General features: G+C 46.6%; 10 protein-coding genes. All 10 read right to left on the bottom strand.

The window, feature by feature from the left end:
* Positions 1-10 precede the first annotated feature (10 nt).
* On the bottom strand, positions 11-3202 hold the full coding sequence (locus AC1S8V_RS04640; protein WP_482072622.1) for a hybrid sensor histidine kinase/response regulator: 3192 nt from the start codon (positions 3200-3202) through the stop codon (positions 11-13).
* Between the two features lie 229 nt (positions 3203-3431).
* A complete protein-coding gene (locus AC1S8V_RS04635) occupies positions 3432-3737 on the bottom strand; it encodes a hypothetical protein (RefSeq protein WP_482072621.1) in 306 nt (101 codons plus the stop codon).
* 70 nt (positions 3738-3807) lie between these two features.
* A complete protein-coding gene (locus tag AC1S8V_RS04630) occupies positions 3808-5628 on the bottom strand; it encodes a methyl-accepting chemotaxis protein (RefSeq protein WP_482072620.1) in 1821 nt (606 codons plus the stop codon).
* A 660-nt stretch (positions 5629-6288) separates the two neighbouring features.
* Positions 6289-7125: a MetQ/NlpA family ABC transporter substrate-binding protein gene (locus AC1S8V_RS04625; protein ID WP_482072619.1), complete on the bottom strand. Its 837-nt coding sequence runs from the start codon at positions 7123-7125 to the stop codon at positions 6289-6291.
* Positions 7126-7193: 68 nt separating this feature from the next.
* On the bottom strand, positions 7194-7865 hold the full coding sequence (locus AC1S8V_RS04620; protein WP_482072618.1) for a methionine ABC transporter permease: 672 nt from the start codon (positions 7863-7865) through the stop codon (positions 7194-7196).
* The gene (locus tag AC1S8V_RS04615) at positions 7862-8671 is read right to left on the bottom strand and encodes a methionine ABC transporter ATP-binding protein (RefSeq protein ID WP_482072617.1); all 810 of its coding nucleotides are present in this window, start codon (positions 8669-8671) and stop codon (positions 7862-7864) included. The genes AC1S8V_RS04620 and AC1S8V_RS04615 overlap by 4 nt, the downstream gene beginning before the upstream one ends.
* Before the next feature lie 131 nt (positions 8672-8802).
* Complete coding sequence (locus AC1S8V_RS04610; RefSeq protein ID WP_482072616.1) at positions 8803-11106, bottom strand: outer membrane protein assembly factor BamB family protein; 2304 nt, start codon at positions 11104-11106, stop codon at positions 8803-8805.
* A gap of 101 nt (positions 11107-11207) precedes the next feature.
* Positions 11208-12002, bottom strand: coding sequence for an energy-coupling factor transporter transmembrane component T family protein (locus AC1S8V_RS04605; protein ID WP_482072615.1), 795 nt, complete (start codon positions 12000-12002; stop codon positions 11208-11210).
* Positions 11977-13554 carry an ABC transporter ATP-binding protein gene (locus tag AC1S8V_RS04600; RefSeq protein ID WP_482072614.1) on the bottom strand — a complete coding sequence of 526 codons (1578 nt, stop codon included), beginning with the start codon at positions 13552-13554 and terminating at the stop codon, positions 11977-11979. The genes AC1S8V_RS04605 and AC1S8V_RS04600 overlap by 26 nt, the downstream gene beginning before the upstream one ends.
* Positions 13555-14148, bottom strand: a complete 594-nt coding sequence (locus tag AC1S8V_RS04595; protein ID WP_482072613.1) for an ECF transporter S component — start codon at positions 14146-14148, stop codon at positions 13555-13557.
* Between the last annotated feature and the right edge of the window lie 6 nt (positions 14149-14154).

Genomic DNA, 14154 nt, shown 5'->3' with positions numbered 1-14154 from the left:
TTCATTCATGTCACCAGGGTAGAGATCCGGTAATGATATCAATCTCCTTTTGCACCTTCTCCAATACCGAACTCAGTTCCTCTTCTTCGAATAACGAACAGGATAAAAGTAATTCCAGTTGAAGAACCAGACGTAACAGCTCCACTGCATGCAGATTGGCAGCTACGCCTCGGAGAGAATGAACGCTGCGAATCGCACCAGCAATCTGCTGCTGGCGAAGTTGAGTGGTCAGTTTGTTCTGAAACGAGTCATACTCCATCCTGAATTTCGTGAGCGCATATTGCAGAATATGTGGCTTGCCGCCCATCTGCCTGATCGCCTTATCTGCATCAATTCCGCTAATCTCCCGCATACCTTTCATATCAATCCATGTTGCCAATATGTCTGCGATCTGTTGTTCATGGATGGGTTTGGTCAGGATGGCATTCATCCCAGCTTCCATACATCTCTCATGATCTATTGGTAGGGCATTTGCTGTAAGCGCAATAATAGGCGTACGATCGTATTCCCTCATCTTGCGAATATGTCGCGTTGCTTCCACTCCATTCATGTCGGGCATGTACAGATCCATTAAAATCAGTTCCCATACTTGTTCGTCTAACTTTCTCAGAACCTCTGTGCCACTGGCTGCCAGCGTCACCTGGAACCCCTCATGTTGCAGCATCGCCCGAATCGCCAGTTGATTGATCTCATGATCCTCAGCTATCAAGATGTGTCGTTTCTGATCAAGCGAATAAGGGTCGTCCCCTTCTACCAACTGACTTTTTGCCAGCGGCCCTTCACCCTGAAGTGCAAGTATGACTTCGAATAATCCCAGACGTGTAATCGGTTTGACCATCATGATATCAGGGTGCACGGATCTCTCCTCCATCCACAGCGCATTTTCACTAAATGCACGTGTGTACCCCAACATCTGAATCTTCGTCCGATCCAATCGCTTCATGAAGTTGTCCCATAACAAACCGTTGACTGTGTCCTCTATATCCATATCCAACATGATCAACATCGAACTTGCCCCTTCGACTTCAGGAGTATACCAATCACTCTCCATCATATGATTCAAGGAAGTATACAGCGTCGGATTCATCCCGAATGAATAGAGCAGCTGCTTCAGATTTTCACCCATTCGTTCATCATCTTCAATGATAACCACATCATTCGCACCATATAGGAGAGGGTGTGTCTGCAGGGAGAAACTCTCTTCTTCTTCCGAATCTGCAAGTTCAAATATCAAGTCGAATGAAAATAGACTGTACTCTCCAAGCACGCTGTCCACCCGCAAGTTTCCTCCCAAGGAGGTTACCAGAAGATAACAGATGACCAGCCCAAGTCCAGAGCCACCATATGTTCGATAAGTTGAAGGTTCCGCTTGCGTAAACGGGACAAAAAGCTGGTCCAGTTGTTCAAGTGAAATTCCAATCCCCGTGTCTTCTATCTCAAAACGAACCTGTACTCGCTCGGCCTCCAATGAAATTACCTCTGCCTGCAAGATAACATATCCATGTTCTGTGAATTTAATCGCGTTACTGAGCAGATTCAATAACACCTGCTCAAGTCGAAAAGGATCACCAATAACCGTTAGTGGCAGATCCGCGTCGGTCTTAAAGATGACTTCGATCTCCTTGTACCCGAGGGCCACACCGATCTGATCTGCCACACGCTTGAACACATCCTCTGGTGAAAAGGGTACTTTCTCCAAATCCAGTTTACCTGCCTCCATTTTCGAGAAATCAAGAATATCATTCACCAGAGTAAGCAAGGTTTGTGAGGACGCATTGATTTTACTCAAATAATCTAATTGTTGTGAGGTTAGATCTGTCCGTTGCAGCAACAACGAAAAGCTGATAATTCCGCTCAGTGGGGTACGAATCTCATGACTCATGAATGCAAGAAACTCACTCTTTGCTTGACTTGCTTTGTCAGCCTTAACACGTCGGTACTGATCCGAAATGTCATGAATAACTGCCTTGACTTTCTCGCACGAGTTAGGGGCCTTTACAGGGTATAGGTGAACCCGAACATGTTGTTCTTTTCCCTCCCCAACAATGAGACTCAATTCCGTATCCTGAGGTATATTGTGGTGTAAGACTTTTTGAAAAGATAACAACCAGTTCGCCGACTGCTCAATGAATATCAATTCTTCAAGCTGACGGCCCATTACTTCATGCCTGTCGAGATCAAGAACATCCAGAAATTTCTGATTAACTGACACCACACACCTGTTGCCATCCAAACCGACAAACCAGTCTGTTGACACTCGTTCAAGTGTACGGTATCGCTCTTCACTCTCTTGAACCCTTCGTTTAACTGCTCTGTGTTCCGTAATATCAAGTCCATATCCTATGACATACTTCACCATACCCTCTTCTCGCAGCGGACGAAGCTTCACTAGTGAATAGTAACCTCCATGCTCAATCTCGTAAAAAAAAGACTCCCCTTTCCATGCCCGGTCGAACTGCTTTCGCAGAAATTCTACCTTTTCCTGAGGTAAAATATCCAATGTGCCCAGTTTGTAATCTTGCTTCAGACTACTCATATCCAAGCCCAGTCGGGAGAGCATCTCTCCTTCAAGCACAAGATACTCGAATTTTCCGTTCTGTTTTCGGATTTTAAAAGTAAAACCCGGCTGCATACGAAGCATCTCCAGCATTTCCTGATCCCTCTGAATGACCAATCTCTTGTATCGATGATTTTGGTTCAGATAGTAAAGGAATAATATAACGGACAGCAGGCAGATACATTGAAAAAGGAGAATCTGCCCCATCATTAGCAGAGAAGGAGAATATATCTGTAGTACAAAAAACTCATACACAGTTAGCAGTAGCAACGCTCCGGACAACCACTTCTGCATAAATCCCCTGACATACTTAAAGATCAGGCATATGGCTACAACAAATAACAATTCTGTCAACGCATACTGCCAGTTCTCCAACAAGGGATTACGCCCCATATTAATCCGAAAAATCCACATGAATGCAAAAGTAACGAATGCAGAGCCACTCCCACCAAAATAAGCAGCGAGCAGATACACACTGGCCCGGAAATTCAACAATGTTCCATCCTCAAGCACAATAGAGAAATAATAGAGCGCCGTGCCCAACATGCTTAGCGTAATACCAATAATGATCCGAGTCGTGATGGATGTTGAACGGGTAGCATTTGTTTGGTTCAGATAGTGATGAATCAGAAAAACAAAGATCAAAATTAGCGTGAAATTTAATACAAGATCGCGTAGCAAATGGTCACCGTCCACATTACGACTTCAGGATTTCATGCATTCAATGAATGTTGTCAGATTCACGGTCGCAGTTCCCCAGTACACAAATCATAGTATGCCGGGCTCCCTTATTCAATTGACGATATTGACCTTTTTTTGAAAATAATTACTACTTCCAACTAACATACCCTTATCACAAAACAACAATTTTATTTCAAGAAAATTCATCATTAAATATACTGATATAAAAAAGAGAATCATCCAAATAAACCGATGTAATCGTAACTTGGGCTTCCCACACTTCCTGATCAGCCTTCATTAGTTTGGCTACGCCGGACCAGGTCTGGTTTCCTCTCCAGTGGGTATCCATCAGCAATCGGGCAGGCTGACCTATGGTGCTATCCCGTGAGGATCCTGTTTTTGTTACATAAACGGAGTTCACATCCAGAATCACACCATCTTCATCTGTAATCATGACCGCATCCGTTAGCAGTAAGAAGGCCTTGAGTTCTAGTTGCATGGTTGTTCACTCCCTCTGATGAAACATGATGTAAAGCCGTCTCTGTGTGGTACTGTCTGCTCAATTCCTTTTAATACTTAAACTGTCTAATGAGGCGCTGCAGCTGTTCAGCCATGGAGGACAGGCCCCGAGCCGAGGCAGAGATCTGCTGCATTGCTGCCAATTGCTCCTCTGAGGAAGCAGCAACTTCTTCGGAGGCCGCGGCGTTGCCTGAAGCAATACCTGCCAGTTCATTGGACACAGCGGATACTTCCTGTACACCTGCCGTGATCTCTTGCGATGTAGCTGCAATTTCTTCGATCTGAGGTGTCGTTTCCCGCATACTTTCCAGAATGCGTTCAAATTTCCGAATGGCCTCTGTTGAGATTTCCATACCCTCTCCGACCTCTGTGGTCACTTTCTCCATCATGCGAACGGAAGCAGCCATATCTTCCTGTACCGCCGTGGTTAGCACGGTAATTTCATTGACGGATTGCCCTGATTGCTCTGCCAACTTGCGTACCTCTGCTGCTACAACGGCGAATCCATTCCCATGCGTACCTGCACGAGCAGCTTCAATGGATGCATTCAGCGCGAGCAGATTGGTCTGCTTGGCTATATTTCCGATTAACTCCGTGATGGCTGAAATTTGATGTGATCGTTCATATAATCGCTGAATCATCTGATTCGTCTGCGCTACCGTTTCTTGAATCGAGTGCATCTGGCCCACCGTCTGCTTCACGGTGTTGCCACCTTCTTCCGCTTGTACCGTTGTATGTTTAGTCAAATCAGCGACTTGTATGGAACGTTCGGCGATTCGTGTTATCCCAATCGTAATTTCATTCATGGCCTGATGGTTGTGGTCAATACCTTGGGTCTGCTTCTCGGCACCACTCGCAATTTCCTGAATGGCTCGCGCGACCTGCTCACTGGCCGCACTGGTTGATTCCGCACTCTGAGTCATTTCATCCGACGAGATGACAACCTGGCTTGTGCTAGTAATGGTTTGAGTTAGATCCCCTTCACTCACCTGAATCGCCTGATCCTTCAACTGACGAATGGGTCTAATGATGGATCGCATCACCAGCCAGATAACCACAATACCAACGACGAGGCAGGAGACAATAACAATAATCATTCGATTTAGAATAGGCGCTGCCGCGTCGTCTACCTCAGAAGAGAACATGGTGCCAGCGACCTTCCATCCGGTGGATGCATTAGTAGCGTAATACATCACTTTATCAGCTTGATCAAAGGTATAGTTGAAGTTGCCCGATTCATTCGCATACACCGGTGTCCAAAAATCCTCTGTTGCATCTGTTCCGGGTTCTACCGTGGGATGGTAGATATACTTTTCGCTGGCATCCAATAGAATCAGATATCCCTGTTCTCCCACGTTAATTCCACTCACCAAGGTACTGATATTCGACAGATCCAGATCCAGCTGGACTACACCGGATTGGTCATTCAATGCCTTGGCAATTGTGATGGTGATCTCGTTTGTCTCGGCAGAAATATAAGGATCTGTAACAATTACCTGCTCCGGATCTCCCATTGCTTCGGTATACCATGGTCTTACTCGGGGATCGTAATCCTGAGGCATCTCTGCATCAGAGGACATCAGATACACACCGGCTTCTGTTCCCACACCTATGGTGATGATGTCTGTGTTCTGTGCAGCGTACCCCTTCAATTCGTTTACAACCCGAACCTCAGCATCTTCTTGACGCAATTCCTCTGCGAGCGTATTCGCATAATATTCAATGTGGTCGCGCTTGGCATTAATCGAAAGATCGATGGTCGCACTGGCAAGATTCACATTTTCCATCGCACTATGTAGAATTTGCTTCTCCACTTCATTCTTCGCACTGTTATAAGACATGACTCCAATACTGAACGATGGAATTGCCAAGAAAGCAATAAAGGACACGACCAGCTTTGTCTTAAAGTTATTATGGATCTTGTTGAACCAATTCGATTTGCTATTTTTTCGGGACAATTTTCTCTACCTCTTCCAGATTAATTTAGTTTTACTTGTTCTACTTATAAGTTGAACTAGGGATTATTTACACTTGCCACTCCGATGACAGAACAACCTTCCAATCGCTGTTATCCCCAGATTTTTTGATTCCCCTTCTCAAGGGAAAACCCGGTGATAAAGGCGAAGCGTATGCTTCCGAAGTAGCTTTCTTGCAGAAAGCTTTTAGCTTCGCTTTTTCAGTTTTTTCTGTCCTCTCCGTTTTCGTGTAAATGATTAGTACAGCTTATATAGCTCTTGTATAGCTCTTTTAGAGTACAGAGCCCTCCTTCCTCAAGATATTAAAAAGTAGGTCCTACCTCTCGTAAAAGACATTTTTCGCGCTAAAAACATTACTTAAATCTCTTAATTTATAATCCTAAAGAACTACTTTCAAACAAATTATACGAAAAAACTATTAAATAAAGTAAACCAGCGATATGACCAAATTGTTAACTTTCTAAACACTTGTTAATAGCCTGCGGATCCATAAAAAAAGATCCAAGCGTTATCGCTCAGATCTCAAAGGCTGTTCACATTAGGACTACATATTCACTATTCAAATGCCGGGATAGCAATATCTGCATATTTCTCTTCAAAGAAGGCTTTGACCTCTGGACCCGCCATACGTTTAGCCAACTTCTGAATGGCTTCAGAGTCCTTGTTATCCTCACGGGCAACCATGGTGATCGCAAAATGCGAATCATCCTTCTCAGTTAACAGTGCATCCTTCTTCGGTGTAAGACCGAGCGGACTGGCATATGCCGGAGTCATGGCTACCAGATCGGCATCGTCCATCATGCGAGCCAGCATCAACAAATCTACTTCCTCGAACTTGAAGTTCTTCGTATTCTCGGTGATGTCTGCCTGTGTGGCGTTAAAACCTACGCCGTCTTTCAGCTTAATCAATCCGTTTTGCTCCAGCATCACAAGAGAGCGACCAATGTTGGAAGGATCGTTTGCAATTGCTATGGTTGCACCTTCTGGCAATTCCTCAATGGATTTGTACTTCTTGGAGTAGCCTCCATAAATGGCGTTATAGATGGGTTGTACTGCCACCAGATTCGCATTGTTTGCTTCATTATATTGGGTCATGTAGGGAACATGCTGGAAGAAGTTTGCATCTACTTCCTTGTTCGCCAGTGCCGTATTCGGCTGAACGTTATCGGACAGTACAACAACTTCCAGATTGACGCCATCTTCCTTCAACAACGGTTTTACAATGTCCAGTACGTCTGTCATCGGTGGAATCAAGGTTGCTACTTTTAACGTAACTTCTTGTCCTGCCTGATCTTCCTTTGTTCCTTCTGCCGCAGGTGTTTCTTCTTTTTGTCCACAAGCAGCTACAACCAGCATCACTGCAAGCAACATAAACATCATTTTTGCTTTCATTTCATGTCTACCCCTCATCGTATAATCTGTATTGGTTATTCTTGATAATGCGCGGTCCAACCAACCGTTCAGGATCTGCGATCCAGCCAGTGGGACAGTCTGCTACCTGTGAATTGGATCATCTGTACCAGGATAATCATAATGACGATCGTAAATACCATAATCTCCGTTTCGAAGCGCTGATAACCGTAGCGAATGGCAAAATCGCCAACCCCGCCGCCACCTACAATGCCCATCACCGTCGAGTAAGAGATGAAGCTGATGGTCGCTGTCGTGAGTCCCAGTACAAGGCCAGACCGTGCCTCCACATACAGGAATTTCACGACAAGCTGCATCGTCGATGCCCCCATGGATGCGGCCGCTTCAACCACTCCCTTGGGTACATCCAGCAACGCTTGCTCCACCAGTCTGGCATAGTAAGCAATCGCAATGACCGAGAGTGGAACGGTTGCCGCCAGTGTACCGATGGACGTTCCCACGACGATTCGTGTGAATGGAATCATGAATACAACCAGCAGTAAGAACGGAAACGACCGAACGATGTTGACGACACTACCGAGGATAAAAGACAGCGTTTGATTCTGATACCGTTGTCCTCTCCGAAACAGGTACAGCAGTGTACCCAGAGGTAACCCAATCAGAACTGCTGCCGCAATGGAGATGCCCACCATGACAAACGTCTCTCCGATCGCCTGCCATATCTCATCCTGATACTTCAGCACAGACTCAGGTAACCTCATGGCTTATCCTCCTGTTCTGCCTGACGTGATAGAGACGAACCTGTCATCCCGTATTTGTCACCTGCAAGCAAAGAGGTCAGCAGATCAGGCTGCGGTGCAGGGATACTGTTCACTTCCGCTTTAGACAACGTTCGAACGAGTCTCCCATCCTTCATGACGGATATCCTGTGACATAGTCTGCGAGCCACTTCCATCTCATGTGTCACCACAACAATGGTCACGCCCAACGTTTCATTGATATGACGCAGCACATCCAGTATGCCGTTTGTGGTCTGTGGATCAAGCGAAGAGGTCGGTTCATCACAGAGCAGCACATCCGGACGACTGGCGAGTGCTCGTGCAATGGCCACACGCTGCTTTTGTCCTCCGCTAAGCTGTGCAGGATATTGATCTGCCTTGTCTTCCAGTCCAACAAACCTCAGCACCTCAAGTCCACGTTCGACTCGCTGCACACGGGATACACCCGCGAGTTCCAGCGGCATGCAGACATTGCCACTCACCGTTCGGTTACTGACAAGGTTGAAGTGTTGAAAGATCATGCCAATGGATCTTCGTGCCTGACGCAGACTCCGCTCATTCATCTGGGTCAGGTGCTGCCCATTCACAACAACCTCACCATCATCCGGCTTTTCCAATCCGTTGAGCATCCGCAGAAGCGTGGATTTGCCTGCACCACTCGAACCTATGATGCCGTGAATTTCTCCTTGTCCCACTTCAAGGGACACCGAGCTTAATGCTTCGAATCCCTGATCTGCACGGGAACCGCGCTCGTTATAACGTTTGCTTACACCATATAATGAGATCATGGAGAGTCCTCCCGTGAATGATCATGCATGGTTCTTCAAGAACACATGAAGAAAGCCCGCACAGCCGATAACCGGAGCGCGAGCAAGCCTGTTCATTTATAATAAATCAACATCCCTTATGAGACAAGCTTTTAAGGTGAGATTGCCTCCTTCAGATGGATAGCTTCATACAAACGAAAACGTCCGTTGGACGAACCCACATACACTTCATTTCCGATTCGGTTGATCATTCCATTCTTTGCATCCCGGTCGCGATGCTCCGGGTTTCCCATCAAAACGTCATGTACACGACCTAACAATGCTCCATTATTTTTATTCAATACCAACCAGTTCTCGTCCATGGGCAGCAGCAACTGATCATCAATGACCAGATAACTTCCCTGATTCGTTGGATACCTTAGAGTTGCAATCGTATCTTTGGCATTCCAGCGCGTCTCCCCCGTATCATAATCCAAAGCCGCTGGATAGCCGTTCTTAATCACATACAACTGATCGTCTTCCACCAGTCCTCGTTCAATCTTGCCCTTGAGCGTCCAGCGTGTTTTGCCTGTCTTGGCATCGTACAGGGTGGTTGTAAAATCTTCATATTCTCCGTAATGATCGCCGTTTTTGTTCTCACGGATCAACAGCATGCCATCATTCAGCTCCTCAAATCTCTGTCCTGCCCGAGCAGGAAATTGCGCAAGTTTCTTGCCTGTGTTCAGATCAAGCAGAAGCCACTGATTATCTAGTGATAGCCATCTTTCAGCATTCGTGGTTGCAAAGGGGTCAAGACGCTCGATTCCATCAAAATATGGATCATTCACAAATTGTTCTATGGTGGATCGTTTGGCCTTCAAGCTCCATACGGTTCGCCCTGATTGCGGATCGGCTGCAATCAGCTTATTCTTTTCCCAATACAACACATAAGGGTCATCTGCACTCTTGTTCAATAATTCGTAACTCTTAGCCAGTTTTCGCGTCCACAATGTTTTTCCGTTTGCACTGTCCAGAACCGTCAACCAGCTGTTGCTTGAGCCCTCTACAACCGGGCTATCCACAACCACAACGTTCTTCGCTGCGGTGATGCCATTTAGTCTAAAATTTTGCTTAGGGGTGTACGTCCACCTGACCTGTCCGTTCTTCAAGTTGAGATGACGAATACGATCCACGTATTTTTTCTTGTCAGGGTCATAATCGCTGTAGATTGTAACGTATTGGTGTCCTGTATCCACCTCTGCCTGTTGCCTGCCAAAACCCCCATTAGTCCCCCATAATTTCTGGCCAGAATGTCGGTCAATAGCGTATATGGAACCTTCGTAGTACCCCCCGCTAAATCCACCGTCATCCCCTTTCAACAGGAGCACGTCATCCGTGGCTGCTTGTAAAAAAGTGTAGTTGATATCCCCCCGGTTGCTCCATACCGGTTGCCAAGGGATTGTCGTCGGCAGCGTTGTGCCATAGATTTTTGTCGTGTACCCATATTCCTCCGCCCGACTGATGTTCCAATCGGAAGTCACAACATTTCGATCATCCTTTGGTAGATTCCAGCGTGTTCTAACCAGCTTGCCATTCTTGTTGAATGTGACCAAAAATTGTGCATCTTCCCGCTCATATCTCCAGGTCTGTCCAATACTCATTGGATAACCCGTATCATTCAAATTGCTTGAACTCTCTTTCCAATCCGGCTCGCCTAACCACTCAGCCACTTGTTTGGAGGTGGTTGCCTTGTTCAGCTTAATATCTGTCAGATGACGAATAACCGAAGTCGGGAGCGATGCCTCCTTATTGAACCAGCCATCAGCCACATTCATCTGCTGTTCTATAGCCTGTCCCTTGATCCAGAAGAGTCCTGGCCGATACGTGGAGGATTCTTTATTCCAGACTCGTGGGGCAATGGAGACCCCATACCATCCTTTCCACTTTGCAACAATAACAGCCTTATCTGTTAGCGCTTTCTCAAAAGACCAGGTTGTGGAACTGTCTGGAGCCAAATACAGTTTGCTGCCTGATTTGAGCGTGAAGCTTTGGGGAGCTGTTTCCGTCATGTTTCTGCTCTCCTTCAGTGCATACCAACTTGGCAGCCAGAAGTCTCCATGATCGGTTGACTTAAGCTGCACCCACTCGCCTCGAACCGAGGCCAACGTATACTTTTCGTTTTTTGTTGTATAGTATTCAATCCCCATCTGGTCAGCAGCCACACTGCCGTCCCTTCTGTTTTTGAACAAAGGTATGTCATTCATGAGCGTAACGGTATCTCCTTGTTTGTAGGCCAACTGTGTTGATAAGACTTGAGAACTTGCACCCAAGGCTTGTGGCGTTGTAACCAAAGCTTGTCCTCCAAACACTACCATTTTGGAATCCAGTAGCATCCATCCCGTCAACAGTACAGCTGATAATCCAGTCATGGTAATCCATTTGTACCCCGTTCTCTGCCAGTCAGGACCCGTCTTCACTCTCGTTCATCCCCATCCATCAGAAGTTATTTCCAATAGAGACGCAGCAAAAAGGAAAAAGTTACCGTTCACCTCAATATATTTCTATCTATCTCCCAATATTACCTTACATCCACCATCGTAGCATGATAAGGAAAGGTAACCCCGATGTAATAAGCAGCTGTTAAGGTGAGGATATAATAAAATATAAACCACAGATCAGCTCGCGAATAGCCAATCTGAATGTAATATGTTCGGCTCGCGCCATCCGTAAATCCTTTCGCTTCCATCGCTACCGCCATTCGCTGTGCACGGCGAATGCTCTGTGCCAGCAACGGAATAGCGTAACGCTTGAGTGTACCATACACGTTCCAGCGAGAGCCGCGTTGCTGTGTTCCACGAATACGAATAGCGTAACGGAGCGTCTGGAATTCATCCAGCAAAATCGGGATCATGCGCATCGCGGCCAGAAAGCTATAGGCATATTTTGCGGGAAGCCTCCACTGCTGCATCAGGGAATAAAACAGCCGTACCGGCTTCGTTGTCAGTCCGAACAGCAAGCCAGCCGCTGCCATAGTCAGTGAGCGAAAACCCAAGTGTAGACCGCGATAGAAGCTTTCTTCTGTAATATGAATCAGTCCCCACTTATACCACGTGGTCTCTCCCTTACCAAACATCATCATGCCTGTGGAAGTGGAGATAAATACCAGAATGAATGGTGATGCGTACAGCATCAATCTATACCACGGATGACCTGTCCAGCACAGTAACAGCATCATCGCCAACGCAACGTTGGCCATTACATTCAGATTGTGAATGAGGATAACGATGACAAACATCATCGTCAGAATGATCATCTTTAATCCCGGATTGACGGCATGAAGCCAGGTTTCACGATGAGGAAACGACAGTTGCATCAGATAACCTCCCGTCATCCACCGTCCAGATTCGGGTGCAATATCTTTTTACAATTTCACGATCATGGGTAACCATCACAATGGCTGTTCCTTCACGCCGCAATTGCTCCAGTTGTGCTAACATGGCGAACGAATTGCGGGCATCCTGCCCAAATGTAGGCTCATCCAGCAGCAGTATTCGCTGCTCTCTCACCAGTGCAGAGGCAACACTCAAGCGTCGTTTCTGGCCCATTGATATTTGGTAGGGATGTCGCTCGGACAGATCGATTAGTCCAAATTGCTTCAGCATGTGATTCGTTTTGATACGTCTTTCTTCCGCTGTAAGCCTGCCTCCAAGCAAGGAGAATCCCACTTCTTCCGCGACGGTATTGGTCACAAATTGAAATTCCGGATTCTGAAATACAAACGCGATTCGATCTGCGAGTTGCTCCGTCCTACCGGAGGGCTGACCATCCACCTCATAATCACCTGTCGTTTTCAGAATATTCATCAGGGATAATAACAACGAACTTTTGCCAGCTCCGTTGGCTCCGACAATCCCAATCCAATCCCCATGCCATACCTTGGCCTGTTCCACCTGAATGAAAGGTGTTTTCCCACGCCATCCGGTGAACTGGTGCAAGTTCAGTGCAGGCTGATGTGGCGGTGATACAGGCGATAAGGATGATACGTGAGATATGGGGAATATACCCGTTGGATCGGATAAGCCAGACGATTGCTGTGCTTCCAAGCTTGGGAAGCCCTGATCCTCACAGGCCCGGTGCTCTCCAGAAGTATTTCCCTTTTCTTCTTTTGCTGCCCTCTCCTGCTCCCGCTCTTCCCACACGCCTGGATACCAAATTCCATAAGCCTTCAACTTTTCCCTTTCCTCTGTAAATACTTGCTGCGAGGGGCCATCCGCCACGATTTCCCCCTCAGGAGATAACACAATGATGCGGTCGACCATATCCACAATCTTGTTTATTTTGTGTTCAACGATGATGATCGTTTTGTCACTGGCAATCCGTTTGACGGTATCCCACACCTGGGAAGTCCCTTCATCATCCAGCAGTGCAGTGGGTTCATCCAGAAACAATACCTCCGGGTCCATGGCCAACATCGATGCGATCGCAAGACGCTGCTTCATTCCCTGAGACATGGATTGGATCCATGTCCGATTCTGTTCAAAGGATAACCCAACCTGTTTCAGATAATATTCAATTAGATCCGCCATCTCTTCACGCAGTATATTTCGGTTTTCCAGAACAAATGCGATCTCTTCATCCGTATAGGACATACAGAACTGGGTGTCCGGGTCTTGAAAGACCACTCCGGCCTTTGCTGGAACCTGGATATCATCACATTTCATGGGGATCTCAACCGAACGTGGTATCAGACCACTCAGTATTTGCAATAACGTCGATTTACCGGAGCCGCTCGGACCAAGCAACAGCACTTTCTCCCCTTGACGCACAGAGAGAGACAAGCCTTGAAATACCAAGGCCTTCTCTCCCGGGAACTTGCATCTTAGATTCGTCACACTTACCGCTTGCGAATTCCCTTCCCCGTTCATCTAATCCAGTGCCTCATAATCCTGTTTGGATACCGGTCTGAGCGAGCGTGTTACACCTGTCAGTTCCAATGCTTTGACGAGATAATAAGCGAACACTCCGGCAATCAGGATACTTCCAATGAAGCGGAAACCGATAAATAACGTATAATTCCATGCCGAGAGTGAATCAATATACCCGTACTGGTAATCCAGCAAAAGCGAAGCCGCTGCAGCTCCTATGGCTGCAAGACAGGTGACAAACAGATTGGTTTTTCGATACAGAAATGCGGCGAAGAATATCTCAGCTCCCAATCCTTGCAACAGACCATACACCAGTGTGGACATGCCCCATTCACTGCCCAGAAAAGCACTCACCGTTGAAGCTGCAACTTCAGCAAGAATCGCCACACCCGGCTTACGAATGATGACAAAAGCAAACGTGCCCGCCATAAACCACATGCCATAGATCATCTGCTCCGCATGAACGCCGAAGGGTTTCATCAGGTCATACGTAGGTCCCCATATCTTGTAAATCACTCCAAACACCACTGCGATCACGATGGTTACCAAAATATCCGTTAGTTTCAATCGTTTGTTGCCTGCTGTTGCTGCCATCTTCTC

This window comes from Paenibacillus sp. B46(2026) (genome assembly GCF_056786355.1).
Note: the sequence above shows the minus strand (reverse complement) of the source record. Positions and strands in the feature narration are given on the sequence as shown.

Coding starts and splice junctions, on each gene's coding strand:
- AC1S8V_RS04635 (WP_482072621.1), bottom strand. CDS start 3,737: ATGCAACTAGAACTCAAGGCCTTCTTACTGCTAACGGATGCGGTCATG.
- AC1S8V_RS04625 (WP_482072619.1), bottom strand. CDS start 7,125: ATGAAAGCAAAAATGATGTTTATGTTGCTTGCAGTGATGCTGGTTGTA.
- AC1S8V_RS04620 (WP_482072618.1), bottom strand. CDS start 7,865: ATGAGGTTACCTGAGTCTGTGCTGAAGTATCAGGATGAGATATGGCAG.
- AC1S8V_RS04615 (WP_482072617.1), bottom strand. CDS start 8,671: ATGATCTCATTATATGGTGTAAGCAAACGTTATAACGAGCGCGGTTCC.
- AC1S8V_RS04605 (WP_482072615.1), bottom strand. CDS start 12,002: ATGCAACTGTCGTTTCCTCATCGTGAAACCTGGCTTCATGCCGTCAAT.
- AC1S8V_RS04600 (WP_482072614.1), bottom strand. CDS start 13,554: ATGAACGGGGAAGGGAATTCGCAAGCGGTAAGTGTGACGAATCTAAGA.
- AC1S8V_RS04595 (WP_482072613.1), bottom strand. CDS start 14,148: ATGGCAGCAACAGCAGGCAACAAACGATTGAAACTAACGGATATTTTG.